This is a genomic window from Saccharothrix hoggarensis (assembly GCF_042678885.1).
Lineage (GTDB): Bacteria > Actinomycetota > Actinomycetes > Mycobacteriales > Pseudonocardiaceae > Actinosynnema > Actinosynnema hoggarensis.
In genome coordinates this window covers 1-25367 of sequence record NZ_JBHTLK010000021.1, presented here as the reverse complement: position 1 = coordinate 25367, position 25367 = coordinate 1, and the positions used below count along the sequence as shown (strand labels likewise).

General features: G+C 72.8%; 30 protein-coding genes and 1 pseudogene. 6 read left to right on the top strand and 25 right to left on the bottom strand.

Annotated features, from left to right (window positions below):
- The first annotated feature begins 49 nt into the window (after positions 1-49).
- On the top strand, positions 50-925 hold the full coding sequence (locus ACFQ3T_RS06970; protein ID WP_380721334.1) for a 1,4-dihydroxy-2-naphthoate polyprenyltransferase: 876 nt from the start codon (positions 50-52) through the stop codon (positions 923-925).
- A gap of 7 nt (positions 926-932) precedes the next feature.
- Here the strand turns inward: ACFQ3T_RS06970 and ACFQ3T_RS06965 are convergent, their stop codons facing one another.
- Positions 933-1880: an NAD-dependent epimerase/dehydratase family protein gene (locus ACFQ3T_RS06965; RefSeq protein ID WP_380721331.1), complete on the bottom strand. Its 948-nt coding sequence runs from the start codon at positions 1878-1880 to the stop codon at positions 933-935.
- A 70-nt stretch (positions 1881-1950) separates the two neighbouring features.
- Here ACFQ3T_RS06965 and ACFQ3T_RS06960 point away from each other — a divergent pair, with 70 nt between their 5' ends.
- Positions 1951-2406, top strand: a complete 456-nt coding sequence (locus ACFQ3T_RS06960; RefSeq protein WP_380721328.1) for a MarR family winged helix-turn-helix transcriptional regulator — start codon at positions 1951-1953, stop codon at positions 2404-2406.
- A gap of 42 nt (positions 2407-2448) precedes the next feature.
- Here ACFQ3T_RS06960 and ACFQ3T_RS06955 read toward each other — a convergent pair whose 3' ends face one another.
- Both ACFQ3T_RS06955 and ACFQ3T_RS06950 read right to left on the bottom strand, forming a co-directional pair.
- Positions 2449-2847, bottom strand: a complete 399-nt coding sequence (locus tag ACFQ3T_RS06955) for a hypothetical protein (RefSeq protein ID WP_380721325.1) — start codon at positions 2845-2847, stop codon at positions 2449-2451.
- Between the two features lie 100 nt (positions 2848-2947).
- Positions 2948-3997 (bottom strand): L-cysteine desulfhydrase Cds1, encoded by a 1050-nt coding sequence (locus ACFQ3T_RS06950; protein ID WP_380721322.1) that lies wholly within the window; start codon positions 3995-3997, stop codon positions 2948-2950.
- Between the two features lie 69 nt (positions 3998-4066).
- Here ACFQ3T_RS06950 and ACFQ3T_RS06945 point away from each other — a divergent pair, with 69 nt between their 5' ends.
- Positions 4067-5059 carry an ADP-ribosylglycohydrolase family protein gene (locus ACFQ3T_RS06945; protein ID WP_380721319.1) on the top strand — a complete coding sequence of 331 codons (993 nt, stop codon included), beginning with the start codon at positions 4067-4069 and terminating at the stop codon, positions 5057-5059.
- Between the two features lie 139 nt (positions 5060-5198).
- Here the strand turns inward: ACFQ3T_RS06945 and ACFQ3T_RS06940 are convergent, their stop codons facing one another.
- From ACFQ3T_RS06940 to ACFQ3T_RS06930, 3 genes are all read right to left on the bottom strand, one after another.
- Positions 5199-6344 (bottom strand): S1 family peptidase, encoded by a 1146-nt coding sequence (locus ACFQ3T_RS06940; protein WP_380721316.1) that lies wholly within the window; start codon positions 6342-6344, stop codon positions 5199-5201.
- A gap of 407 nt (positions 6345-6751) precedes the next feature.
- The gene (locus ACFQ3T_RS06935) at positions 6752-7018 is read right to left on the bottom strand and encodes a DUF4229 domain-containing protein (protein ID WP_380721313.1); all 267 of its coding nucleotides are present in this window, start codon (positions 7016-7018) and stop codon (positions 6752-6754) included.
- An 11-nt stretch (positions 7019-7029) separates the two neighbouring features.
- Positions 7030-7497 (bottom strand): Lrp/AsnC family transcriptional regulator, encoded by a 468-nt coding sequence (locus ACFQ3T_RS06930; protein WP_380721310.1) that lies wholly within the window; start codon positions 7495-7497, stop codon positions 7030-7032.
- A gap of 143 nt (positions 7498-7640) precedes the next feature.
- Between ACFQ3T_RS06930 and ACFQ3T_RS06925 the strand changes: the two genes are divergently transcribed.
- Positions 7641-7865, top strand: a complete 225-nt coding sequence (locus ACFQ3T_RS06925) for a BldC family transcriptional regulator (RefSeq protein WP_380721308.1) — start codon at positions 7641-7643, stop codon at positions 7863-7865.
- A 133-nt stretch (positions 7866-7998) separates the two neighbouring features.
- Entirely contained in the window at positions 7999-8178 is a 180-nt protein-coding gene (locus tag ACFQ3T_RS06920) for a hypothetical protein (RefSeq protein ID WP_380721305.1), read from the top strand.
- Positions 8179-8209: 31 nt separating this feature from the next.
- On the opposite strand, the gene ACFQ3T_RS06915 is transcribed toward ACFQ3T_RS06920, so the two are convergent.
- The 4 genes from ACFQ3T_RS06915 to ACFQ3T_RS06900 all read right to left on the bottom strand — a co-directional run bounded on the left by ACFQ3T_RS06915 (position 8210) and on the right by ACFQ3T_RS06900 (position 13095).
- Positions 8210-9637 (bottom strand): MinD/ParA family ATP-binding protein, encoded by a 1428-nt coding sequence (locus ACFQ3T_RS06915; protein WP_380721304.1) that lies wholly within the window; start codon positions 9635-9637, stop codon positions 8210-8212.
- 154 nt (positions 9638-9791) lie between these two features.
- The gene (gene ccsB, locus ACFQ3T_RS06910) at positions 9792-10775 is read right to left on the bottom strand and encodes a c-type cytochrome biogenesis protein CcsB (RefSeq protein WP_380721301.1); all 984 of its coding nucleotides are present in this window, start codon (positions 10773-10775) and stop codon (positions 9792-9794) included.
- A complete protein-coding gene (resB, locus tag ACFQ3T_RS06905) occupies positions 10775-12268 on the bottom strand; it encodes a cytochrome c biogenesis protein ResB (RefSeq protein WP_380721402.1) in 1494 nt (497 codons plus the stop codon). The genes ccsB and resB overlap by 1 nt, the downstream gene beginning before the upstream one ends.
- Positions 12269-12318: 50 nt before the next feature.
- Positions 12319-13095 carry a cytochrome c biogenesis CcdA family protein gene (locus tag ACFQ3T_RS06900; protein ID WP_380721298.1) on the bottom strand — a complete coding sequence of 259 codons (777 nt, stop codon included), beginning with the start codon at positions 13093-13095 and terminating at the stop codon, positions 12319-12321.
- 205 nt (positions 13096-13300) lie between these two features.
- Between ACFQ3T_RS06900 and ACFQ3T_RS06895 the strand changes: the two genes are divergently transcribed.
- Positions 13301-14257 (top strand): M64 family metallopeptidase, encoded by a 957-nt coding sequence (locus ACFQ3T_RS06895; protein ID WP_380721295.1) that lies wholly within the window; start codon positions 13301-13303, stop codon positions 14255-14257.
- 4 nt (positions 14258-14261) lie between these two features.
- Here the strand turns inward: ACFQ3T_RS06895 and ACFQ3T_RS06890 are convergent, their stop codons facing one another.
- From ACFQ3T_RS06890 to ACFQ3T_RS06820, 15 genes and pseudogenes are all read right to left on the bottom strand, one after another.
- Positions 14262-14846: a TlpA disulfide reductase family protein gene (locus ACFQ3T_RS06890; RefSeq protein WP_380721292.1), complete on the bottom strand. Its 585-nt coding sequence runs from the start codon at positions 14844-14846 to the stop codon at positions 14262-14264.
- Complete coding sequence (locus ACFQ3T_RS06885; protein WP_380721289.1) at positions 14843-15451, bottom strand: histidine phosphatase family protein; 609 nt, start codon at positions 15449-15451, stop codon at positions 14843-14845. The genes ACFQ3T_RS06890 and ACFQ3T_RS06885 overlap by 4 nt, the downstream gene beginning before the upstream one ends.
- Before the next feature lie 44 nt (positions 15452-15495).
- Positions 15496-16800, bottom strand: coding sequence for a glutamate-1-semialdehyde 2,1-aminomutase (gene hemL / locus ACFQ3T_RS06880; protein ID WP_380721286.1), 1305 nt, complete (start codon positions 16798-16800; stop codon positions 15496-15498).
- Positions 16801-16811: 11 nt separating this feature from the next.
- Complete coding sequence (locus tag ACFQ3T_RS06875; RefSeq protein ID WP_380721284.1) at positions 16812-17147, bottom strand: hypothetical protein; 336 nt, start codon at positions 17145-17147, stop codon at positions 16812-16814.
- 12 nt (positions 17148-17159) lie between these two features.
- Complete coding sequence (locus ACFQ3T_RS06870) at positions 17160-17621, bottom strand: hypothetical protein (protein WP_380721281.1); 462 nt, start codon at positions 17619-17621, stop codon at positions 17160-17162.
- Positions 17621-18307 carry a hypothetical protein gene (locus ACFQ3T_RS06865; protein WP_380721278.1) on the bottom strand — a complete coding sequence of 229 codons (687 nt, stop codon included), beginning with the start codon at positions 18305-18307 and terminating at the stop codon, positions 17621-17623. The genes ACFQ3T_RS06870 and ACFQ3T_RS06865 overlap by 1 nt, the downstream gene beginning before the upstream one ends.
- Positions 18308-18311: 4 nt before the next feature.
- A complete protein-coding gene (locus ACFQ3T_RS06860; RefSeq protein WP_380721275.1) occupies positions 18312-18911 on the bottom strand; it encodes a hypothetical protein in 600 nt (199 codons plus the stop codon).
- Between the two features lie 16 nt (positions 18912-18927).
- Positions 18928-19329 carry a hypothetical protein gene (locus ACFQ3T_RS06855; RefSeq protein WP_380721272.1) on the bottom strand — a complete coding sequence of 134 codons (402 nt, stop codon included), beginning with the start codon at positions 19327-19329 and terminating at the stop codon, positions 18928-18930.
- On the bottom strand, positions 19326-19868 hold the full coding sequence (locus ACFQ3T_RS06850; RefSeq protein ID WP_380721270.1) for a hypothetical protein: 543 nt from the start codon (positions 19866-19868) through the stop codon (positions 19326-19328). Before ACFQ3T_RS06850 ends, ACFQ3T_RS06855 begins: the two co-directional genes overlap by 4 nt.
- A gap of 78 nt (positions 19869-19946) precedes the next feature.
- On the bottom strand, positions 19947-20510 hold the full coding sequence (locus tag ACFQ3T_RS06845) for a hypothetical protein (protein ID WP_380721267.1): 564 nt from the start codon (positions 20508-20510) through the stop codon (positions 19947-19949).
- A 43-nt stretch (positions 20511-20553) separates the two neighbouring features.
- Entirely contained in the window at positions 20554-21108 is a 555-nt protein-coding gene (locus ACFQ3T_RS06840; RefSeq protein WP_380721264.1) for a hypothetical protein, read from the bottom strand.
- Complete coding sequence (hemB, locus tag ACFQ3T_RS06835; protein ID WP_380721261.1) at positions 21105-22082, bottom strand: porphobilinogen synthase; 978 nt, start codon at positions 22080-22082, stop codon at positions 21105-21107. Before hemB ends, ACFQ3T_RS06840 begins: the two co-directional genes overlap by 4 nt.
- Before the next feature lie 64 nt (positions 22083-22146).
- Complete coding sequence (locus ACFQ3T_RS06830) at positions 22147-23679, bottom strand: bifunctional uroporphyrinogen-III C-methyltransferase/uroporphyrinogen-III synthase (RefSeq protein WP_380721258.1); 1533 nt, start codon at positions 23677-23679, stop codon at positions 22147-22149.
- A gap of 14 nt (positions 23680-23693) precedes the next feature.
- Complete coding sequence (gene hemC, locus ACFQ3T_RS06825; RefSeq protein WP_380721256.1) at positions 23694-24635, bottom strand: hydroxymethylbilane synthase; 942 nt, start codon at positions 24633-24635, stop codon at positions 23694-23696.
- A pseudogene (locus tag ACFQ3T_RS06820) lies at positions 24632-25367 on the bottom strand (glutamyl-tRNA reductase); the annotation flags it as partial. The gene hemC and the pseudogene ACFQ3T_RS06820, both read right to left, overlap by 4 nt.

Here is a 25367-nt window from a genome sequence, read left to right as displayed (position 1 = left end):
GCAGCACCCGGGAGCGGGTCCCCGTGCACCATGTCGGAGGATGTCCGGCATGGCCACAGTCGCCCAGTGGGTATCGGGGACCCGCCCCCGCACGCTGCCGAACTCGATCGCGCCGGTGCTGGTCGGCGCGGGCGCCGCGCACCACATCGACGGGTTCGACCTCACGTTGGCGCTGCTGGCGCTGTTGGTGTCGGTCGCGCTGCAGGTGGGCGTGAACTACGCCAACGACTACTCCGACGGCATCCGCGGCACCGACGCCGACCGGGTCGGCCCGTTCCGGCTGGTCGGCTCGGGTGCGGCGAACCCCAGGGCGGTGCGCGCGGCGGCGTTCGCGGCCCTGGGCGTGGCCGCCGCGGCGGGCCTGGTGCTGGTGGTGTTGTCCGGCAAGTACTGGATGGTGCTGTTCGGCGCGGTCTGCCTCGCGGCGGCGTGGTTCTACACCGGCGGCCGCAAGCCGTACGGCTACTCGGGGTTCGGCGAGGTGGCCGTGTTCCTGTTCTTCGGGCCCGCGGCGGTGCTCGGCACGCTGTACGTGATGACCGGGGAGGTCACCGGGATCGGCATCGGCGGCGCGGTCGCGATGGGCGCGTTCTCCACCGGCGTGATGATCGCGAACAGCCTGCGGGACATCCCGACCGACGTGCGGGCGGGCAAGCGCACCCTGGCCACCGTGCTGGGCGACCGCGACTCCCGCCGCCTCTACCTGGCGCTGGTCGCGATCCCGTTCCTGATCACGCTGGCGATCGGCCTGCGCGTCCCGCTGGCGCTGATCGGCTTCCTCGCCCTGCCGCTCGTGGCGCTCGGCGTGCGCCGGGTCGTGAAGGGCGGCAAGGGCCGCGACCTGATCCCCGTGCTGCGCGACACGGGCCTCGCGATGCTGGTGTGGGGCGTCGCCGTCCCGGCCGCCCTGGTGATCGGCGCCTGACGCCCGCTCAGCGCTCGTTGCCCGCGCGCAGCCAGGCGATGTAGTCGGCGACCGCGCGTTCGGTGTCGTAGGCGGGCCGGTAGCCGGTGTCCCGCTGGAGGCGGCCGATGTCCAGCCAGGTCCGGCGGCCGGAACCTCCCGCGGGCAGGTCGACCCGGGCGTCGGGCACGATCGCCTTGATCGCCGCGATGATCTCGGCGTTCGACGTCGGCCGGCCCGACGCCACGTTGTACGTGCGGTGGCCGAGGCGGTCCGCGGTCTGGAGGAGCGCGATCGCCCGGCCGCAGTCCTTGGCGTAGCAGAGGTCGAGCGCGTCCTCCGCGTGCGCGGGGCCGTGGAGGGGCGACAGGTCCGGCTCGGTGCCGCGGACGGCGGCGTGGACGAGTTCGGGCGCGGCGAAGAACAGCGGGCCGTGGGGCTCGCGCGGTCCCCAGATGCCGGCGATCCGGTAGTTGACGATCTCGATCCCGGTGGCGTCGGCCAGGTGGTCGTTGAGCAGCTCGCCGATCTTCTTGAACGTCGGGATCAGGTGCGGCGAGGTCATGGGCAGCGGCAGGTCTTCCCGCAGCGGCCCTTCGACGGCCAGACCGCTGTAGACGCCGATCGTGCTCGCGACGCCGACGCGCGCCACGCCCCAGGCGCGGGCGGCTCCCACGAGGTTGAGCAGGCCGCCGATCGCCGTGCGCGTCGCCTCCACCGGTTCGGCGGAGCCAGGCGGCCACGGCATCGACCCCGCGAGGTGGACGATGCCCGTGATGTCGTGCCGGGCGCCGACGTCGAGCAGCGCCGCCCGGTCGGTGACGTCGGCCCGCTCCACCACGACCCGCTCGTCGACGAGGTCGGCGGGCACGTCGGCGGCCCGTCGCTGGACCAGCACGCAGCCCTCGCCGAGGTCGAGCAGCGCGCGCACGGTGTGGGAGCCGATGAAACCGAGACCGCCGGTGACCAGGATCATCGCCACGCCTTTCTGTCGTTGAGCTGATTGTCAGCTCTACTGACGATCAGGCTAGCGATAGGATCGGCGGGTGGCAAGGAACGACGGGCCAGGGCCCGAGTTGCGCAGGAACCTCGTCTACCTGCTCAAGCACGCGCACCACCGGATGGCCGAGCTGACCGGGGAGGCGTTGGCGCCGCACGGCATCGAGGGGCGGGAGCTGGGGGTGCTGCTCACCCTCGCCGGCCGTGAGCCGATGTCGCAGCAGCAGGCGGCGCAGCGGCTCGGGATCGACCGCACGACGATGGTCGCGCTGCTGGACGCGCTGGAGCGCAAGGGACTGGTGTCACGTCACCCCGACGCGGACGACCGGCGGCGCAACGTGGTCGGGCTGACCGAGGCCGGGCAGGACACCCTCCGGCGGGCCACCGAGGCGACCGACGAGGCCGAGCGCGCGTTCCTCGCGTCGCTCAGCCCGCGGGCCGCCGAGCAGCTGCGGACGTCGTTGCAGGCGATCGTGGTCCACCCGGAGGACCGGGACTCCTGACCGGCCGGGGGTGACGGCGAACGGTCGAGGACCCCGGAACGGTTACCAGGCGTCCTCGGTGAAGCTCATCGGCTCCTCGTCGTCACGCGGCTTCGGCGTCGGCTTCACGACCCGCGGTTCCTCGCCGCGGCACAGGGCGGACAGGGCCTCCCGGTCCGCCTCCAGCGCCGCCTTCACGCCGCGGTCGCCGGCCGCCTCGCCCATCAGGACCTGCCGCCAGCTCAGGTAGCCGCCCGAGATCCGCCGCTGCAGGGCCTGCAGCTCCGGCGACGCCGCGTTCGACTTCGCGAACGCCATGACCCGCCGCACGTCGTCGGCCGACGGCTCCACCCGCGGGTACCGCAGCCTCGCCGCCTCGCGCATCGCCTTGTCGGCGTCGGCGACCGACCTGGCCAGCACGTCCTCGGCCGTGAGCACCTCCGCCGTACGCCACGCGCTCACCGCACACCCCTTCCCACGCGCCGATCCACGCTGCGACGCACGACACCCGCCGCGCGTTCCCCCGAACCCCGAACGAAGTGCCGGACCGACCCCGAACGGCTCACCGCGACCAGGCGCCGGTGGCCCGGAACTCCGTCAACGTCACCAGGTGCGGCTCCAGGTCCATGCCCTGCGCGGCCACCCACGCGTCGTCGTAGTACGTGTGCCCGTACCGCTCGCCCCCGTCGCACAGCAGCGTCACGACGCTCCCGCGCAGCCGCGACGCCCGCATCTCCGCGATCAGCTGGAACGCGCCCCACAGGTTCGTGCCGGTCGACCCGCCGACGCGCCGCCCCAGCACCTCCTCGACGTGCCGGATGGTCGCGATCGACGCCGCGTCCGGCACCTTGATCATCCGGTCGATCACGTCGCCGATGAACGACGGCTCCACCCGCGGCCGGCCGATGCCCTCGATCCGCGAGCCCCGCGTCCCGGTCAGCCCGAGGTCGCCGTCGCGCCACGCGTCGAAGAACACCGAGTGCTCCGGGTCCACGACGGCGAGCCGCGTGTGCAGCTTGCGGTAGTGGATGTACCGGCCGATGGTGGCGCTCGTGCCGCCGGTGCCCGCGCCGACCACGACCCACTCGGGCTCGGGCGCGGCCTCCAGCGCCATCTGCTGGAACACCGACTCGGCGATGTTGTTGTTGCCGCGCCAGTCCGTCGCCCGCTCGGCGTGGGTGAACTGGTCCATGAAGTGGCCGTCCAGCTCGGCCGCGAGCCGCCGGGACTCGTCGTAGATCGCGCCCGGCTCGTCGACGAAGTGGCACTGCCCGCCCTGGCGCTCGATCAGCGCGACCTTCTCCTGGCTGGTGGACCGGGGCATGACGGCGATGAACGGCAACCCGAGCAGCCGGGCGAAGTACGCCTCGGACACCGCCGTGGAGCCCGACGACGCCTCGATCACCGGCGTGCCGCCGACGACCCAGCCGTTGCAGATCGCGTACAGGAACAGCGACCGCGCCAGGCGGTGCTTGAGCGAGCCGGTGGGGTGGGTGGACTCGTCCTTCAGGTACAGGTCGATCCCCCACTCCGGTGGGAGGGGGAAGTGCAGCAGGTGCGTGTCGGCGCTGCGGTTGGCGTCCGCTTCGATGATGCGGACGGCCTCGCACACCCATTCCCGGGTGCGGGAACTGCATCGGTCTACCGAGGAGGTCACGTCCGGCACGATAACTTCTGCGACGTGACCTCACTTCCGAGCGGCTCCTTCCGCGGCAGCCTCCTCGCCGGCGCCGTCGGCGACGCCCTCGGCGGTTCGATCGAGTTCGACCGGATCGACCGCATCCGGGGCCGGTTCGGCCCGTCCGGCCTCACCGACTACGCCCCCGCCTACGGCCGGATCGGCGCGATCACCGACGACACCCAGATGACCCTGTTCACGCTGGAAGGGCTCCTGCTGGCGAAGAAGCGCGGCAGCGACCCGGTGCACGAGGTGCGGGTGGCGTACGGCCGGTGGCTGCACACCCAGGGCGGACCGCCCGTGGCGCGGGACGGGTGGCTGCTCGACGTGCCCGCGCTGCACGACCGCCGCGCGCCCGGCACCACGTGCCTCACCGCGCTGCGCTCCGGCGTGCTGGGCACCGTGGAGGCCCCGATCAACGACTCCAAGGGGTGCGGCGCGGTGATGCGCGCGGCGCCGGTGGCGTTGTGGTCGGACGACGTCCGCGAGGTGTTCGAGCTGGCCACGGCGGTCGGCGCGCTCACCCACGGCCACCCCAGCGGCTACCTGTCGGCGGGCGTGCTGGCGGTGCTGGTGCAGCAGGTGCTGGCGGGCGTGCCGCTGCCGTCCGCGGTCGACGTGGCGCGCGCCGAGCTGGTCACGTGGACCGGTCACGAGGAGCAGCTGGGGCTGCTCGACCTGGCCGTCGAGCTGGGCACGGGCGGGGTGCGGCCGACGCCGGAGGTGATCGAGACGGCGCTGGGCGGCGGCTGGGTCGGCGAGGAGGCGTTGGCGATCGCGGTGCTGACCGCGTTGGCCGCGCGGGACCTGGCGGACGGGCTCCTGCTGGCGGTCAACCACTCCGGTGACAGCGACTCGACCGGCGCGCTGTGCGGGAACCTGCTGGGCGCGCGGGACGGCGTCGAGGCCATCCCCGGGCACTGGCTGGGTGACTTGGAGCTGCGCGAGGAGATCACGCGGCTGGCGGACGAGGCCGTGACGGCGTTCGCGCGGTGACGCCCAAGGTTGACGCCCAAGGTTGACGCTCGGGGTTGACGTTCGACGTTGACGCTCGGGGTTGACGCTCGGCGGTCGGCGTTCGGAGGGGTGACGTGCCGGACGGGCTGGTTCGCGACCCGCCCGGCACGTCGCGGTGTCAGCTCAGGACCAGGGACAGCCCGTAAGCGGACAGGATCGGGTTGACCTCCTGGTAGAAGGTGACGCCGCCGGACGAGCAGTTGCCCGAGCCGCCCGAGGTCACGCCCTGGGCCTGGTTCGAGCTGAGCCACGAGCCGCCGGAGTCGCCGGGCTCGGCGCACACGGTGGTCCGGGTCAGGTTGTAGACGACGCCCTGCGGGTAGTTGACCGTCTGGCCGCGGGCGACGATCGAGCCGCACCACATGCCGGTGGTCGAGCCGGAGCGGCAGATGCCGGAGCCGACCGGCACCTGCGCCGAGCCGCGCACGTAGTACCAGTAGCCGTCGTAGCCCTCCATGTAGCCCCAGAGGTTCACGCCGGCGTTGGTGCGCACCCACGCGTAGTCGTAGCCGGGGAAGTACGAGCCCGCGAACGACCCGAGCACGGCGCCGTTGCCGTCGCTGGCGGTGTTGCCGGGACGGCCGCAGTGGCCGGCCGTGACGAACCCGCCGTGGACGGCGAACCCGATCGAGCAGCGGCCGGCGTAGTTGATCCAGTACGGCCAGCCGCCGACGACGTCGGCCAGCGGCCGGGGCGAGTGGTCCTCCTCCACGACGCGCACGGAGCCGTGGGTGGCCTTCGCCCGGTCCACGAACGCGCGGGCGGCGTGGTCGAGCTCGGTGCGGTTGACGGTCACGACCACGGTGTTCGTGCGCACGTCGACGTACCAGCCGTTGACCGCGGCGGGCGCGGCCTTGCCGGCGAGGCGGTCGAGGCCCGCCTTGGCGGAGTCGAGGTCGGCCAGCGTGTGGACGGCCGGGACGACCTTGACGTCGAGCGCGGGCGCGGTGGCGCCCACGGCGGCGACGACCAGCTCACCCGACCGCTCGTCGAACCAGCTGCCGGCGTAGGCGGAGCCGAGCACCTTGCGCGCGACGGTCTCCACGCCGCGTGCCCGCTCCTCCTGGGCGAGGCGGGTGCGGACCTGGTCGGCGGTCAGGCCGAGGTCGCGGCCGAGGGCCTGCGCCATGCCGGCGGAGACGCGGGGCGCGTCGACGGACGACGTCGCGGCGAGGTCGGACGCCGCGGCGGGCAGGGTGGGGGTGGCGAGGCCGAGCGCGAGGACGAGCGCGCCGGCTAATCGGACGACACGGGAACGAGTCACAGGGCAGCCCTTTCACAGGGAGGTGTGCAGGGGGTGCACCGGTCCGGTCCGCCAGGGGTGGTGCACGCGGAGACCCCGGGACCGCCGGCGCCGACAGCCACCGATTCACTCGGTAGCCGTTCACAACGTTACGTTCCAACCGGAACGTTCACACCGGCCAAACGGTTGACCTGCGACGGCCCGTGCTGACCGGGACGGGTGACGACGGCGGCGAACGCCTCACACCGCGGCGGCCGGATGCACGCACACGTACGCGAAGTGCGGTCAACGTCGTGCGCGACAAGGCATGCGCGACAAGGCGTGGGGAAGCGGTGGACGAAACCGGCGTGACCCGGGGGCGTCCTGGGCGAGCGGGATCGTGACCTGGGGGCCTTCCGGGCGACCGGGATCGCAACCCGGCGACGGGCCTAGGACTGGGTGGACGTGTCGCCGCGCAACTGGGCGCGCAGCTTCTCGCGCTCGGCGCGGCGCGCGGCCTGCCTGGCTTCGAGCCCTTGGGCGACCCGGGTGCGCAGGCCGGGGAACGCGAACAGCGACAGCGGCAGCGCCACGACCACCCCCACGGCGAGGGCGACCAGCAGCGGCACGTTCACGAGCACGAGCAGCGCGGTGACCGCGGCGACCATGCCCAGGCGCGCGCAGATGTAGAGCGTCACATCACGACCCAGGTGCACGGTTACCCAGGTTACGCGTCCCCCGCGGGGTCGACCGCCGCGGTGTTCGGCCTGCCCTCGAACCGGGTCGACAGCACCACGGTGGTCCGGGTGCGCGCGACGCCCGGGATGCGCCGCAGCCGGCCGAGCGAGCGCTCCAGGTCGTCCACCGTGGCGACCCGGACCTTGACGATGAACGACTCGTCGCCCGCGACCCGGTAGCACGACTCCACCTCGACCAGCTCGGCCAGCGAGACGGCCAGCTCGTCGTCGTCCGCGGTGTCGGTCGGGTGGATGCTGACCAGCGCGGTCACGCCGAGGCCGACGGCGCTCGGGTCTACGACGGCGTGGTAGCCGACGATCACACCGGTGGCTTCCAGCTTGCCCACCCGCTCGTGCACGGCGGAGGCCGAGAGTCCCACCTTGCGCCCCAGGTCGGCGTAGGTGGCCCGGCCGTTCTCGCGCAGGGCGGCGATGATCTGGCGATCAAGAGCGTCCACCGGTCACAGGGTAGGTCACGCGCCGCGATGTCCGAACCGCGCGCTTCGTCCCTTACTACCTCTTTACCATCACCCAAGCGTTCGAGTACCCGAAGGGTGTGATGCCACGATGCGTCCGGTACGTCTGTTCACCATCGGGGAGGATGACCGTGAGCGTGACGCAGGGACAACCGGGGGAACGGCTGCTCACACCTGGTGAGGTGGCCAACCTGTTCCGGGTCGACCCCAAGACCGTCACCCGCTGGGCGACCGCGGGTCGCATCGGCTCCATCCGCACGCCCGGCGGCCACCGCCGGTTCCGCGAGTCGGAGGTCCAGGAGCTGCTGACCCAGTTGACCACGGAGGCGACCGAGCCCGTCCGGCACTGAGCGGGCTGACACTGGGCGGTCCGGCGCTGAGCGGTCCGGCGGCGGCCCGATCCGGCGGCGGCCGAACCCGTTCGGCGCCGCCGACGTGCACCTCCACGACACGGGTAATCTCGTGGCAAAGGAGGTGGCGACCATGCTCTACCTGCTCGCGGTGATCGGTGCGCTCACCATCGCCGTGCTGCTGTGGCGTGCGTTCGGACCGGATCGGGTCAACACCGCCCCCAGCCGTCGTTTCGTGGCGCCGGACGACGATCCCGATTTCCTGCGCAAGCTCGGTGAGCAGCGCAAGAAGAAACCGGACGACGAAGAGTGACGTGACGGGGCCTCTCGACGAGGCCCCGCCGTCACGAACGGGTGGGGAAGTCGTCGGCCACGGTGGCGGCGAGTTCCAGCAGCGCCAGCCGGGTCTCGGGGCCGAGCTTGTCGAGCTCGATCTCCGCGCCCTCTTCGAGGTGCGAGTCGAACGGGATGCGCACCACCGCGCGGCAGCGCTGGGAGAAGTGCGCGGCCAGCTTGTCCAGGTCGACCTTGCCCGAGCCCGGCCGCACCGAGTTGATCACCGCGACGGACTTCGCGACCAGGTCCCGGTAGCCGTGGGCGTCCAGCCAGTCCAGCGTCGCCGCCGACGTCTGCGCGCCGTCCACCGAGCCGGACGACACCAGCACCAGCGAGTCGGCCTGGTCCAGCACGCCCTTCATGGCCGAGTGCATCAGGCCGGTGCCGCAGTCGGTCAGGACGATGTTGTAGAAGAGCTCCAGCAACGCGACCGTGCGCAGGTAGTCCTGGTCGCTGAACGCCTCCGACACCGCCGGGTCCTGTTCGGACGCCAGCACTTCCAGCCGGCTGGGCGACTGGGACGTGTACGCGCGGACGTCGCTGTACCGGGTGATCTTCGAGGCGTCGCGCAGCAGGTGCCGGACGGTCGCCGTGGTCTCGCGCGGCACCTTCAGCGCCAGCGTGCCGCGGTCGGGGTTGGCGTCCACCGCGATCACGCGGTCGCCGCGCAGGGACGAGAACGTCGAGCCGAGCGTGGTCGTCGTCGTGGTCTTGCCGACGCCGCCCTTCAGGCTCAGCATCGCGATCTTGTAGCAGCCGCGCAACGGCTGGTTGATGCGCGAGATCAGCTCGCGCCGCCGGACGTCCGCCGGGCTCTCGCCCAGGTTCACCAGACCGCCGGTGACCGTGTGGACCGTCTTGCGCCAGCCGGACTGCGGCGGGCGCTTCGCGCGCTTGATCAGCTGCTGCGACGACATGTCGTTGGCGTTGGCGCGCGGCGGTTGCTGCGGCTGGACGCTCTGCGGGAAGTTGTTGGGGAACCCGCCCTGGTACTGCTGCCCCTGGCCGGGGTACGGACCGGGCTGCTGGCCCTGGACCTGGTACGCGCCGGACTGGCCACCGGACACCTGGTACGCGCCGGACTGCCCGCCCGACACCTGGTACGGACCGGATTGGCCGCCCGACACGGGGTACGGGCCCGACTGGCCACCGGACACCTGGTACGGACCCGACTGGCCGCCCGACACGGGGTACGGACCGGACTGCTGACCGGGGGCCTGGTACTGACCGGACTGCGCCGGGAACCCGCCGGACGGCGGACCGGTCACCGGACCCGACTGCGACGGGTCGAGGTACACCGTCTGGGGATCGACGTAGTGGGCACCCGATCCCGGCTCGACCTGGTAGCCGCCCGACTGGTTCGGGTTGGGCTGCTGCCCCTCCCCTCCGGTCTGCTGCTGCCACGACGGCTCAGGATTCTCGTAGCGACCGGTCACCGCTGGGGTCCTCCCTGAGCGAAGCGGATCGAGACCTCCCCGACCCCACGCGTCCGACGGTAGTCGGCGACCAGTGGTTCCACGACACTGGGTGTGCGCTCACCCACGTGCTCGACGTGGGCGAACGACACCGCGCAAGCCCCGGTCTACGGGATCAGCCGACGCCCGCGTACGAGTGCAGCCCAGTCGTTACGAGGTTGATGAAGAAGAGGTTGAACACGGTCAGCAGGAAGCCGAGCGAGTTCACCCAGGCGGCCGGACGGCCCCGCCACCCGGCGGTGGCCCGCGCGTGCAGGTAGGCCGCGTAGACCACCCACGACACGAACGCCACCGTCTCCTTGGGGTCCCAGCCCCAGAACCGGCCCCACGCCGCCTCGGCCCAGATCGCGCCGCAGATGATGCCGATGGTGAACAGCGGGAACGCGAACACCGTGCTGCGGTAGGCGAGGCGGTCCAGCACATCGGCGGCGGGCAGCTTGCGGAACCGACCGTTGCCCGACGACTTCAGCAGGTACAGGACGCTGGCGACGCCGGGCACCAGCAGCACGCCGCTGGACACGGAGATCACGGAGACGTGCACCACGAGCCAGTACGACTGGAGCGCCGGCTGCACGGGCGCGGCGTCGGCGTACAGCACGGTGCCGCCGAGGAACATCAGGACCACGATCGGCACGAGCACGAACCCGCCGAGCCTGCGCACCGGGAACGTGCGGGCCAGCACCAGCCACGTCACCACGGCCGCGAGCGTCAGCAGCGAGCCGTACTCGTACATGTTGCCCCACGGCGCGCGCTCGGTCGCGAAACCGCGCAGCACCAGGGAAGCGGCGTGCAGCGCCGCGCCGAGGAAGGTCAGCGCCAGGCCCATGCGGCCGAGGCGTTCGGCGCGCGACAGCTCCGGCCGCGTGACCCGGCCCGGCGTCCACGTGCCGTCGGCCTGGACGCCGCCGGTCGGCGTCCCACCGGACGTCGGGGTCCCACCGGACGTGCCGCCCGCCGCGACCAGCTCGCGTTCCCGTGCCTTCTCGGGCCGGGCGAACGCCGCCTCGCACAGGTACAGCACCGCGGCGAGGAAGTAGATCGCCACGGCGGCGCCGTAGGTCCAGTCGCTGTACGTCGCCAGGGTCGCGTTGACCGGCATCAGCTCTCCTCCTTGTAGGCGAGCAGGTCGCGGGAGAGGGAGGTGAACTCCTCGCCGTACCCGGCCTGATCAGTGCGCGCGAGGCCGCCGACCTCGACCACCGTACGCCCGTCCTCGCGCGGCGTCGCCCGGACCCAGATCCGGCGGCGCTTGACGCTCAACGACACGGCCAGGCCCAGGATGACCAGCACGGAGAACACCAGCACCCACACCTGCGTCGGGTCGTGGGACACCTGCAGCGACACCCAGTCGCGGACGCCGTCGAAGCGGATCACGGTGCCGTCGTCGAGCGTCAGCTGCTCGCCCTGCTTCAGGTTCTGCCGGGCGACCTTGGCGAGCTTGCCGTCCTCCACCATCTTGCGGTCGATGGAGAAGATCGACTGGCCGCGGCCGGAGTCGGTGCCGAGGTCGCCGCGGTAGACGTCGATCGCGACCGCCGGGTCGTTCGCCGCCGGGAACGCCGAGTCCAGCAGCTCGCCCCGGAACGCGGCGGTCGGCGCGAGCAGGCCGGTGATCGCGAGCTGGCTCTTGCGGCGCTGCTCGGCGTCCGGCACGTCCGGCGGGTCGAACTTCGTCGCGCCCTCGGACGCCAGCGTGACCTGGTTGACGGGCCGCCACTGGGTGGCGCCGGTGCGGGTCTGGCCGTTGGGGAAGGTGACCGTGAACAGCGGCGTGTAGCCGTGGCCGAGCAGGTAGACCCGGTCGCCCGCGGTGCGCAGCGGGCTGTTGACCTTCAGCGGGTACGGCCGCCACGTGCCGGTCTCCAGGTCCGCGCCGGACTGGTACCGGATGTCGGCGAGGAAGTCCTCCGCCTGGCCGTTGTGCAGGAACGTGGCGTCGAAGTCGTCGACCCGGACGCAGAACTGGCTCAGCTCCGTGCCGTCCACGCGCAGGCCGGGCCGGAACGAGTCGTAGTTGTAGACGCCCGAGTTGCAGAACTGGCCGCCGTTCGACTGGACGATGACCTGGCCCTCGTAGCCGAACATCTTGCCCAGCGCGAACGCCACCAGCAGGCCCAGCAGGGAGAAGTGGAACACCAGGTTGCCGGTCTCGCGCAGGTAGCCTCGCTCGGCGCTGACGGTGCGGGCGCCGTCCGGCTCCTCGGCGGCGACCAGCCGCCAGCCCTTGAGCCGGCGCTCGGCGTGCGCGACGACGGCCTGCGGGCCCACGTCGGTGTCGGCCGCGGCGTGGTGCGGCATGCGGGCCAGGTTGCGCGGGGTGAGCACGGGCTTGGCCCGCATCTGCTTGAAGTACTCCCACGTGCGCGGCAGCAGGCAGCCGACCAGGGAGACGAACAGCAGCACGTACACCGCGGAGAACCAGGCGCTGGCGTACACGTCGAAGAACTGGAGGTCGTCGAGGAACCGGCCCCACCAGCCGCGCTCGGCGATGTACTCGTCCACCTTCTGCGCGTTCAGCGACCGCTGGGGCAGCAGCGCGCCGGGCATCGCGCCGAGCGCGAGCAGGAACAGCAGGGTCAACGCGGTGCGCATGGCCGTGAGGCCGCGCCACGTGTTGCGCAGGAAGGCGAGGACAGCGCTCACTACAACGGCAGTTTCAGGTCGTTGACGACGGCGTCGCGCAGCCAGCCGACGAAGTCGCCCCACAGGCCCGTGACGAGGGCGACGCCGACCGCGATGAGCAGCACGCCGCCGAACACCTGCACCTGGCGGACGTGCGCGCGGAGCCAGCCGGTGGTCCGGACCGCCCAGCGCGCGCCGAGCGCGATGAGGACGAACGGCAGGCCGAGGCCGAGGCAGTAGGCGAGCACGAGCACCGCGCCGCGGGCGGTGGTCGAGCCGACCTCCGTGCCGCGGGCCAGCGCCAGCACGCCGACGAGCGTCGGGCCGAGGCACGGGGTCCAGCCGAGCGCGAACACGCCGCCGAGCAGCGGCGCGCCGAACAGCCCGGCCCTCGGCGTGCGGTGCACGCGGACGTCGCGCTGGAGGGCGGGGACGAGGCCGATGAACACCAGGCCCATGGCGATCGTGATGACGCCGCCGATGCGCTGGAGCAGGTCGCCCTGGAACCAGAACAGGTCGGTCAGCCCGAGCACCACGAACGAGGTCAGGGCGAACACGACCGTGAAGCCGAGCACGAACAGCAGCGCCGCGCCGGCCACCCGCCAGCGACCGGTCTTCGCCCGCTCCTCGCCGGCCACGGCGGGCGCTTCGGCGCCGACCAGCCCCGCGAGGTACGCGAGGTAGCCGGGGACCAGCGGGACGACGCACGGCGAGGCGAACGAGATCGCCCCCGCCAGCACCGCGACGCCGGTCGCGAGCAGGATCGGACCCGAGGTGGCCAGATCGGTCGGGTTCACGGGTCCAGGGTAGGTAGGCCCCACTTGACGCGGTGAACCGGTATCCCTTATGGGCGACCCACATCACAGGCGCAGACAGGTGACCCCTGGGTGACCACCCGGTGGTCCAGGTGGTCACGGACGGACTGGGTTACCCGTCCGAGTGAATGTTTAAACCCGACCATCCGCCCTAGTGGGTGAGCAGCCCACTTCATAGCGTGACGTCATGCGCGCACACCGGCTGACCTTGCCCGCGCTGGCCGTCGCCTTCGCCGTCGTCGCCGCCCCCCTGCCCGGCGGCGCCGCGGAGGCCGACCTCGAGTGGGTGGAGGTCTTCTCGCCGGACGGCACGATCACGCAGACCGCCGTCCCGCGCGCGGTCGAGGCCAGGGCGGCGGAGGCCGCCCTGGTCGCCGACGTCGTGCCGGTGCAGGAGACCGGCGCGCCCGACCAGCGGTTCGACCTGGTCTTCGTCGGCGACGGCTACACCGCCGACGACCTGGACGACTACCACGCGCACGTCGTGGGCAAGTGGGCCGAGCTGTCCGCCGTGGAGCCGTTCAAGTCCTACAAGGAGTACTTCAACGTGTGGCAGGTCGACGTCGTGTCCGCCGAGTCCGGCGTCGACCACGACCCCGCCCTCGGCTCCGCCCGCGACACCGCCCTGGACATGGGCTTCTTCTGCCAGGGCCGGGACACCCAGACCGAGCGCCTGCTGTGCGTGAACCAGACCAAGGCCGCCCAGTTCGCCGCCCTCGCGCCGCAGGCCGACCAGGTCGTCGCGCTCGGCAACACCGCCAAGTACGGCGGCGCGGGCGGCGGCGTCGCGACCGCGGCCGGCGGCAACGAGCAGGCCGGGCAGATCGCCGTGCACGAGCTGGGGCACTCGATCGGCGGGCTCGCCGACGAGTACGACTACCCGTACGACCGGTACAGCGGCGCCGAGCCGACCGAGGTCAACGTGACCGCGGACCCGACCGGCGCGAAGTGGTCCGCCCACCTCGGCCAACCGTCCCCGGACGGCGGCGTGGTCAGCGCGTTCGAGGGCGCGCGGTACCACCGGCGCGGCCTGTACCGGCCCACCGAGGACTCGATCATGCGCACGCTCGGCCGCGAGTTCAACCTCGTCGGCCGGGACGCGATGACCGCCGCGCTCCGGGCGAAGGTGCCCGAGCTGCGCTGACGGCTCACGCCTCCGCGGACAGCTCCTTCACCAGCGGCAGCAGGTCGGACGCGATCACGCCGCCCAGGAACGCCGCCGCCACGCGGTGCTGCTTGTCCAGCACGAACGTGGACGGCACGGTGTTCGGCGGCAGGCCCCGGAACGACAGCATCGCGCGCCCCGACTCGTCGTAGATCGACGGGTAGCTGAGCTGCCGGTTCCGCATGAAGTCGCGCGGGCCCTCGGTCGAGTTCTCCTTGACGTCGACGCCGAGCACCTGCACGCCCAGCGGTCCCGCCTCGTCCTGCACCTTCTGCAGCTCCGGCGCCTCCGTGCGGCACGGCGGGCACCACGCGCCCCAGATGTTGACGACCACGACCTTGCCCGCGTAGTCGTCCAGCGAGATGGTCTTGCCGTCCTCCATGAGGCTCGGCCCGGTGAGGCCCTTGATGCCCTTGCGCTCGTCGCCGTCGTAGCGGAGCTTCGTCTCGCCGTTGGGCGCGACGAGCTGGAACTCCCCGCCGGCCACCACCGCGTCGTCACCGGTCGTGCACGCCGTGAGCGCCAGCAGCGCCGCCACCAGCGCCGCGACCGCGGTCCGCGCCCTCATGCCCCGGTCACCCGCGGGCTCGTCGCGCCGACCGGCTCGGTGTAGACCACCCGGACCAGCTGCTCGCCCTCGAACACCAGGCTCGTCAACGACGCCAGCGAGCACTCGCGGCGACGCGGGTCGTGCCACATCCGCTTGCCCTCCAGGAACCGGCGCAACGTCCAGATCGGCAGCTGGTGCGACACGCAGACGGCCTCGTGGCCCTCCGCCGCCAACCGGGCCCGCTGCACCGCGCCGAGCATCCGGTGCGCGATCTCCAGGTACGGCTCACCCCACGACGGCCGGAACGGGTTCACCAGCTTCGGCCAGTGCGACGGCGAGCGCAGCGCGCCGTCGCCGACGGCCACCTTCAAGCCCTCGAACTGGTTGTCCGCCTCGATCAGCCGCTCGTCGGTGGCCAGCTCCAGCCGGTGCGAGTCGGCGATCGGCGACGCGGTCTGCTGGGCCCGGTCCAGCGGCGACGCCACGACGTGGACGATGTCGTGGTCGGCCAGGTGCTCGGCCACCGTCAACGCCTGCTTCTGGCCCCGCTCGGAGAGCTTGAAGCCGGGCAGGCGGCCGTACAGGATGCCGGTCGGGTTGTGGACCTCGCCGTGCCGCAGCATGTGGACGACGGTCCGGGTCCCGCCGCCCGGAGGGGTGTTCCGGCTCACCGTGTCGCCTCCGGCCGTGTCGCCCCAGCGGCGGCGCGCGCGGCGTGCGGCAGGGCGTCCGCGATCACGTCGAAATCAGCGTCCGTCATGGCGGCGTTGACGAACCACGCCTCGAACGCGCTCGGCGGCGCGTACACGCCGCGCTCCAGCAGGGCGTGGAAGAACGGCGGGAACCGCCACGTCTCGGCGGCCTGCGCGCCCGCGTAGTCGGTGACCTCGTCGCCGGTGAAGAACACGCTGACCAGGTTGCCCGCGAACTGGACGCGGTGCCGGACGCCCGCCTCGGTGAGCGCGGCCGTGAACAGCGCGCCCAGGCGCGTGGCGTTGGCGTCCAGCGTGCGGTAGACGTCGTCCGTCGCGGCGCGCAGCGTGGCCAGGCCCGCCGCCACCGCGACCGGGTTCCCGGAGAGGGTGCCCGCCTGGTAGACCGGGCCGGCCGGGGCGAGCTTCGCCATCACGTCGGACCGGCCGCCGAACGCCGCCGCGGGCAGGCCGCCCGACATGACCTTGCCAAACGTGTACAGGTCGCCCTCGACGGCCTCGATGCCGTACCAGCCGGCGCGGGACACGCGGAACCCGGTCATGACCTCGTCCATGACGAGCAGCGCGCCGTTGGCCCGGCACAGCTCCTTCAGCTCGGCGTTGTGCTTCGGCGCGATCGCGCCCATGTTGCCCGCCGCGGCCTCCGTGATCACGCAGGCGATCTCGCCGTCGTGCTCGGCGAACGCCCGCCGGACGGCCTCGATGTCGTTGTACGGCAGCACGACGGTGTCCGCGGCCTGCGCGCCGGTGACGCCCGGCGACGTCGGCAGGCCCAGCGTGGCCACACCCGACCCGGCCTGGGCGAGCAGCGCGTCCACGTGGCCGTGGTAGCAGCCGGCGAACTTGACGACCTTGCGCCGCCCGGTGAACCCGCGGGCGAGCCGGATCGCGCTCATCGTGGCCTCGGTGCCCGAGTTGACGAGGCGGACCTGGTGCACGGGCGCGACCCGGTCGATGATCTCCTCGGCGAGCTCGATCTCGCCCTCGGTCGGCGTGCCGAAGGACAGGCCGTGCACGGCCGCCGCGCGCACCGCCTCGACCACGTCCGGGTGGGCGTGCCCGAGGATCATCGGGCCCCACGACGACACCAGGTCGACGTACCGGTTGCCGTCGGCGTCCCACAGGTGCGGGCCCTCGCCGCGGACCATGAACCTCGGCGTGCCGCCGACCGAGTGGAAGGCCCGGACCGGGGAGTTCACGCCACCGGGGATCACCGCCGTCGCGCGCTCGAACAGTTCCTGGGATCGCGTCGCTGTCACGGGGTCCAGTCTCACACGTCGGGTTCCTCGACCTGCTCCCGACCACGGGTGCGCACGGCGAGCAGGGTCTGGCGCAGGGCGTCGAGCAGCAGCACGCCGGCCGCCGTGGCCAGGGCCGCGGACGCGCCGATCCAGTTGCCCCTGAGCCGGGTCGACTCCAGCGGCGCGCGCCCGTCCACCGGGTAGCTGTAGTGCACGACACCCCGGTTCCAGCACCACACCGCCGCCGCGACGAGCAGCGCGGCGAGCACCACCTCCCCCACCGCGATGAGCCCCCGCTTCGGCTGGTGCAGCGCGGGCACGGCGGGGTCCGGCTCGGTCTCGGTGTCGACGGTGGCCGCAGTCACGTCCTCAGCTTCTCACGCGCCGGGTCCGGACCGCGCGTCACCACGCGCCGTGAGCAGCTTCGCCAGTTCGGCGCGCAACGCGTCCGCGTCCCGCGCCCAGCCCGTCACCACCGTGCCGTCGACGAGCCGGATCGGCACCGCCTCGGTGCCCCGCGGCACGTCCCAGCCGCCGCCCAGCACCTTCGCGCCGGCCCGGGGCTCCACGCCGGCGACCTCGGCGACGTCCCGGACGGCCAGCTCCTCCCGGCCCTGGTGCAGGGCGACGGGCGTGAGGCGCACGCCGTGCAGGCGCCGCCGTCCCTGCACCCACAGCGCCGTGGGCAGGGCCAGCAGCAGCGCCACCACGATCCACAGGGACGGCCGCACGGAGCCCGTCACGGCCTCGACCACCACCCCGCAGAGCGCGAACAGCGGGCCCCACAGCAGGGGCCACCAGGACGCGCCGGGCTCGGCGTACAGGGTCGGCTGGTCCACTACCCCACGTTCCCCGCGAAGTAGTGCCTGGTCCCCGGCAGGAAGCTGAACACGGCCGCCACCGCGGGCAGCACCAGCCGCGCCACGATCACCACCCACGACAGCACCTCGGTGTCGCCGTCCCGGGCCGCGACGATCGCGGTGGCCAGGGCCAGGACCCCGATCACCATGGACACGCCGCACAGACCGACCCGCGCGTGGTAGCTGCCGTTCAGGAAGAGCACCGCGGCCCACACGCCGGCGATCGCGACGCAGCCGGTGAAGAAGAGCGTCATCACCGTCCCGAACCAGGGGACGAACCCGCCCTCGGCGATCGACCGCAGCACCGTGCCCAGCGGCCACGACAGGGCCGCCAGCACCCAGAACGTGAACGCCACCATGACCACGCGGGGCCGGGCGACGGCCGTCGTCAGGTGGTCGACGCTGCGCATCTGCCCGGGGTACGCGGGCTGGGCCGACTGGTGGTGCGGCCCGGCCTGCGGGTACCGCGGCTGCGCCGGCGGGTAGTGCACGGGCTGCACCGGCTGCCCGTACGGGTCGAACGGCGGCGCGCCGAACGCCTGCCCCGGGAAGGGCTGACCCGAGGAAGGCTGACCCGGGAACGGCTGGCCGGGGGACGGCTGACCCGGGAACGGCTGACCCGGAAGGGGTCGCCCAGGAGGCTGTTCGGGCGGCGGCTGGGTCATCTCGTCACCGACTCACGTAGGCGTTGGACGGCGGCAGGAACATCGTCACCAGGCCGAGCAGGCACGCCGCGAGGTGCGCCAGCGACCACCCGAAGCCCACGCCCCAGTGCACGTACGGCATGTCGCCGGAGGCGAACATCAGCAGCACCAGCAGCGCGAACACCACGCCGAACCCGCCCAGCACCGCCAGCAGGACGCGGGCCCAGTTCCGCCCGGACCGCAGCTTGAACGCGGCGATCACGTACGGCACGGACAGCACCGCGAACCCGAACAGGACCATGACGGGCACGAACCGCGCGATGAAGGACGCGCCGGTGGGGGTCACCGGGTCGCCCTGGGCGACGGAGTCGCGCTCGATGTCGGCGGCCAGCAGGTCCAACCCCGTGTACATCAGGCCCGGCAGCACGAGCACCACCAGCACCGAGCCCGCGATCCAGGACCAGAACGCGCCGGTGATCGTCGCCGGACGGGGCAGCGGCACGTCACGTCCGTCCGCCGACGGCATCGGCGCGGGCCAGCCGTGACCGGGTGGCAGGGGCGCCTTCGGCTCTCCCGGCAGGTGGACCTGGTGGTAGGGCGAGGCGAACGGGTCGGGCTCGGACATGTGCTCTCCGCAGGGACTAGTGCTGCTTCACCCACTGTGCCGTACCGGGGAGCCACGTGAGCGCCAAACCGGCGGCCAGGAGCAACAACGTCACCAGGTTCACCGCGCTCGCGCCCGGCAGCACGATCCACAGCACGTGCAGCACGGCGACACCGGTGAGCACGCCCCGCGCCCACCGCCTGCCCCGCTTCAGCAGCCAGCCGAACAGGCCGTAGCCCACCGCGAACCCCACCGCGACGACGGTGAGCTGGGTGAGCAGGGCGGTCACGACCGCCGGGTCGTCGCCCGCGCGCCGGGCCGCGTCCTCCAACGAGCCCCGGCGCAACCACAGGTACGCGTTGGTGAGCAGCACGAACGCGCCGAGCGCGAACCAGGTGCCCACCGCGGCACGCACCACCGAGGGTGGCTGCGCGGTCATCCGGCCCGCTTGACGGCGTCGAAGTGCTGCTTGGTGGCGGGCAGGTGCAGCGTCACCATCGCCACGGCCACGACCAGGCCGGTCAGCAGGCCGAGCAGGGAGAAGCCCAGCACGTTGTAGACGAACACGAGCGCGCCCAGCACGGTGAGGGCGACCCGAGCCCACCCGCGGCCGGCTCGCGCCTTGACCGCGAAGAACGCCAGCAGACCGCCCATGACCAGGCCGAGGACGAGCAGGAACAGCAGGGACGCGGTCACCGCGGCCTGGAACTGCTCCTCGGTGAGGCCTTGCGTGCCGCCGGCGCGACGGGCGGCTTCGGTGGCCGACTCGCGCTGGGTCATCACCAGCAGGGACGTCAGGGCGACCAGGGCCGCGGCCGTGATCCACAGCCAGAAGGACAGGCGCAGTTCCTTGGGCTCCGACAGCGCTTGCGGCGCCTCGGGGGGACCGCCGGCCTGCCCGTACCCGCCCACCGGGGGCGACCCCGGCGCGTACGGCTGCTGCGGTGGCAGGTGCTCGGGGTCCTGAGGGGTCGTCACGCCCGAAAACGCTAGGGCGGGCGGGGTCCGCTGTCCACCGCGACAGGCGGTGGACAGCGGACCTGTGACCTCGTGGGGTCAGCTGGCCTTGAAGTAGTAGTTCGAGTCGGACTTGAACATGAACACGATGGCCCCGATGATCGCGACCAGCGAGACGACCACGAACAGCGCCTGGAGCACGCCGAGGAAGCCGATGCTGAACAGGATGCCGATCAGGAGCAGGCTGAGCAGGTTGCCGATGACGGCCAGGCCACCCAGCACGGTCAGCAGGATGCGGGCCCAGTTCGCGCCCTTGCGCATCTGCATGACGACCAGGATCCACACCACGGTGAGGATGAGGCTGAAGACCGTGCCGCCGTAGCTGGGCTCGACGGACGTGGCGGGCAGGCCCGCCGCCTCCAGGGTCTCCCGCGCGATCTCCTCGGCGGTCAGGAAGCTGATCAGGTTGCTGATGATGCCGATACCCGCGGCGACCAGCCACAGCATGTACGCGGTGTCGACCGACTTCGGCCGGGCGGGCGCGCGCAGCTCGCTCTCGTTCAGCGGCGGCGCGGACGGCGGGTAGCCGCCGGGCTGCTGCGGGTAGCCGCCGGGCTGCTGCGGCTGGCCGCCCTGGTTGTACGGGTCGTTCGGAGTGGTCATGCGAGGGACCGTAGGAGTGATACGGGTTCCCGTCGACCGGAAATCACAATCCGTTAGCTACCTGTGGTGGCTTCGCGCTGACCGAACGCACTGATCTGAAATACCCGGAAACTGATGGCAAGTACATCAAGACGACCGCCACGCCGTCGATGACCATCGTGACCACGCCGAACGCGAGGTCGACCGGGCTCACGACCAGGCCGAACGCCGTCGCGAACCCGGAGCCCACGGCGATGAGCCGGACGAAGCCGAGGAAGATCCCGGCGCCCGCCAGCACGGTCAGCAGCACCCGCGCCCAGTTCCGCCCGGACGCCATCCGGTTCGCCAGCAGCGTGTACACCAGCACCAACGCCGCGGCGATGAGGAGGCCGAACACGATGCCGCCGGTCGCCGCCGCGTCCAGCTCGTCCTGGCCCAGCTCCGGCTGCCGCGCGCGCAGCTCGCGGATCAGCATCTCCCGGTCGGACAGCTGCACCAGGAACCGGGTCATGCCGACCACGGCGCTGAGGACGAACAGCCACCGCGCCAGGTCGATCAACTTCGGCGGCACGGGCTTCGGCGGCTTGGACTTCTTCGGCGAGGTCATCGGCGAGGTCATCCGCGGTCCAGCCAGCCCGCCGCCTCGACGGCCCAGTAGGTCAGCACGACGTCCGCGCCGGCCCGCCGGATCGACGTGAGCGTCTCCAGCACGGTCCGCTCGCGGTCGATCCACCCGTTGCGGGCGGCGGCCTCGACCATCGCGTACTCGCCGGAGATCTGGTACGCGGCGACCGGCACGTCCGACACCTCGGCGACGGCCTTGACCACGTCCAGGTACGGCAGCGCGGGCTTGACCATGACCATGTCCGCGCCCTCGGCGAGGTCCAGCGCGACCTCGCGCAACGCCTCGCGGACGTTCGCCGGGTCCTGCTGGTAGGTCTTGCGGTCGCCCTGGAGCTGCGACTCGACCGCGTCCCGGAACGGCCCGTACAGCGCCGACGCGTACTTGGCGCTGTAGGCGAGCACGCCGGTGTCGGTGTGGCCGGCCTCGTCCAGCGCGGCGCGGATGAACCCGATCTGGCCGTCCATCATCCCGCTGGGGCCGACCACGTGGGCGCCCGCGCGCGCCTGGGCCACGGCCATCTCGCCGTAGACCTCCAGCGTGGCGTCGTTGTCCACGGCGCCGTCGGGGGTGAGCACGCCGCAGTGGCCGTGGTCGGTGAACTCGTCGAGGCAGCAGTCCGACATGAGCACGGTCGCGTCGCCCAGCTCGGACCGCAGGTCGCGCAGCGCCGCGTTGAGGATGCCGTCCGGATCGGTCGCGCCGGACCCGACCGCGTCGCGCTCGGCGGGCACGCCGAACAGCATCAGCCCGCCGACGCCCGCCTGCACCGCCTCGACCGCGGCCTTGCGCAGCGACTCGCGGGTGTGCTGGAGGACGCCCGGCATGCTCTTGATCTCGGTCGGCGCGTCCGCGCCCTCCTTGACGAACATGGGCAGCACGAGCTGGCGCGGTCGCACGGTCGTCTCGCTGACGAGGCGGCGCATGGCCGGCGTGGTGCGCAGGCGGCGGGGGCGGTGGGCTGGGAACACGGCGGTACTCCCTGGAACGAGGTCGGGGCCGCCACGAAGGCGGCCCCGACTCACTTCGAGCTTCTTACGAGCGGCGCAGGCGCTTGGTCTTGCGCGGCGGCGGCAACGCGCCCTCCGCCCGCAACCTCGCGGCGTGCTGCGCCAGGGCGTCCACCAGGGCCGGGACGTTGGCGTCCTCGGGCTGCACGTCGACCCGGAGGCCGAACTCGCGCGCCGTCTCCGCCGTCTGCGGCCCGATGCACGCCACCAGCGTGCGGGCGTGCGGCTTGCCCGCGATGCCGACCAGGTTCCGGACCGTGGACGACGAGGTGAAGCACACCGCGTCGAACCCGCCGGACTTGATCATCTCGCGGGTGTCCGCGGGCGGCGGCGCCGCCCGGACGGTCCGGTAGGCCGTCACGTCGTCGATCTCCCAGCCGCGTTCCCGCAGGCCCGCCGCCAGGGTCTCGGTGGCGATGTCGGCCCGCGGCAGCAGCACCCGGTCGACCGGGTCGAGGATGTCGTCGTACGGCGGGAAGTCGGCCAGCAGGCCCTCGGACGACTGCTCGCCGCTCGGCACGAGCTCGGGGATGATCCCGAACGAGCGCACCTTCGCCGCCGTGGACTCGCCCACGCAGGCGATCTTCACGCCGGAGAACGCGCGGGCGTCGAGCCCGAACTCGCGGAACTTCTCCCACACCGCGCGGACGGCGTTCGTCGACGTGAACACCACCCACTGGTAGCGGCCGTCGACCAGGCCCTTCACCGAGCGCTCCATCTGCGCCGGGCTGCGCGGCGGCTCGACCGAGATGGTCGGCACCTCCACCGGGATCGCGCCGTGCGAGTGCAGCCGGTCGCTCATCGCGCCCGCCTGCTCCTTCGTCCGCGGCACGAGCACGCGCCAGCCGTACAGGGCCCGCGACTCCCACCAGGACAGCTTGGGACGACCGGCGACCGCGGCGCCGACCGTGACGACCAGCGGGCCGCCCAGGTCGCCCGCGTCGGCGGCGAGCGAGGCCAGCGTGGTGTCGACGGTGCGCTGGCCGAAGCCGGTGCCGTCGCACGTCACCGCGACCGGGGTCTGCGGCGCCACGCCGTTCTCGACCAGCGAGGACGCGGCCTCCGCGAGGTGGCCGCCGGTGGCGTGCAGCACGAGCGTGCCGGGCGCGGCGGCGAGGCCGGCCCAGTCCACGACACCGCGGACGTCGGCCTCGGTGTGCACCGCGCCCAACGCCACCCCGGCGTAGGCGGGCACCGCGGTGCCGGCGGGCACGCCCGGCACCACGTCGAACGCGATCGTGGTGCGGGAGACGGCCTGCGCCTCCTTCACCACCGAGTCCTGGGTCAGCGGGTCACCGGCCACCAGCCGCACCACGGCGTGGCCGTTCTTCGCCTCGGCGACCAGGTCCTTCGCCACGTCGGCGGGGTCGCCCACGGCGGGCCGGACCTCGACGCCGTCGGGTACCAGCGCCACCACCTCGGCCGGGACGTCCGGGTCCGTGACCACCAGCTCCGCCTTGTGGAGCAGGTCTCGGGCCCGGACCGTGAGCAGCCCGGTGTCGCCCGGACCTGAGCCGACGAACGCGACTCGGCCGGGGGTCTTGCGTGCGCGGGTCATCAGGGCACTCCCCATCAACTACGCCCCGCCGGCGACGCGGTGGCGTGGCCGGAGAGGTCGAGCAACTCGGCGGCCAGCGCGCGGCCGAGTTCCTCTGCTGCGGTCAAGTCACCGGTGGCGGACGCACGGAGGAGGTCGCCGTCCTCCGTCGCCATGACCCCGCGCAGGGACAGGCGGAGAACCACGTCCCCCTCGTCGCTGAGGTCTTCCACCACATCGGCCAGTGCGCCGACCGGCGCGCTGCAACCCGCTTCGAGCGCGGCCAACAAGGCGCGCTCGGCGGCGACAGCGGCCCTGCTGGCCGAATCGTCCAGAGTGGACTGGAGCAGGTGCTCGGTGTCGACGTCGTCGACCCGGCACTCCACTGCGAGGGCGCCCTGTGCGGGCGCGGGGAGCATCTGGATGGGCTCCAAGGTCTCGGTGATCTCGGCGGTGCGGCCGAGGCGGGCGATGCCGGCGCGGGCCAGCACGACGGCGTCCAGCTCGCCGTCGGCCACCTTGCGGATGCGGCTGTCGACGTTGCCGCGCAACGGGACGACCTCGATGCCGAGGCCGAGCGCGTCGAGCTGCGCGGCGCGGCGCGGCGAGCCGGTGCCCACCTTCGCGCCGGTGGGCAGTTCGCCCAGGGTCAGGCCGTCGCGGGCGACCAGCGCGTCGCGCGGGTCCTCGCGGGGCGGCACGGCGGCCAGCGACAGGCGCGGGTCGCGGGCGGTGGGCAGGTCCTTGTACGAGTGGACGGCCACGTCGATCTCACCGTTGGCCAGCGCGTCGCGCAGCGCCGAGGTGAACACGCCGATGCCGATCTCGGCGATGGGGGCGGACGAGCGGTCGCCCGGGGTGGAGATCGTGACGATCTCCACGTCGGCGCCCGCCGCGCGCAGCGCGTCGGCCACGTGGCCGGTCTGCGCGAGCGCGAGGGCGCTGCCGCGGGTGCCGATCCTCAGGGTGCGGTTCACCGCTTCTCACCTTTGGGTTGCGTCGAATGGGGTGTGCTGACGGCGGACGGCGCCTGCGGGTCGAGCCCGAACAGCTCGCGCAGCGCCTCGGCGTAGCCGGCGCCCCCCGGCGCGGCGGCCAGCTCCTTCACCCGCACGGTGGGGGTGTGCAGCAGCTTGTCCACCACCCGGCGCACGGTCTTGGCCAGCTCGTCGCGCACCGCGCCGTCCAGCTCGGGCAGCCGGGAGTCGAGCCGCAGCAGCTCGGCGTCCACGACCTCGGCGGCGCGCTTGCGCAGTGCCGTCACGGTGGGCGTGACCCCGGCCGAGCGCTGCCCGGCCAGGTAGGCGCGGACCTCCTCGGCCACGATCTCCGCCGCGCGCAGCGTGCCCTGCCCGGTCGGGGCGTCGGACAGCCTGCGCTGGAGGGTCTCCAGGTCGACCACGCGGACGCCGTCGAGCAGCGCCGCGGCCGGGTCGACGTCCTTGGGCAGGCCGAGGTCGCAGACGACCAGCGGCCGGTCGGGCTCGCGGTCGCCGATCAGCTCGGCGCCGACGACCGTGCCGACCGAGCCGGTGCAGGCGAACAGCACGTCGGCCTTCGCGATCTCGTCGGACAGCCGGTCGAGGCCGGTCGAGGTGGCGGGGACGCCGTCCGCGCGCAGCGCCGTGGCGAGGCGCGCGCCGTTGGCGGCGGTCCGGTTGGCGATGACGACCTCGCCGATGCCCGCGCGGCGCAGGTGGGCGGCGGCC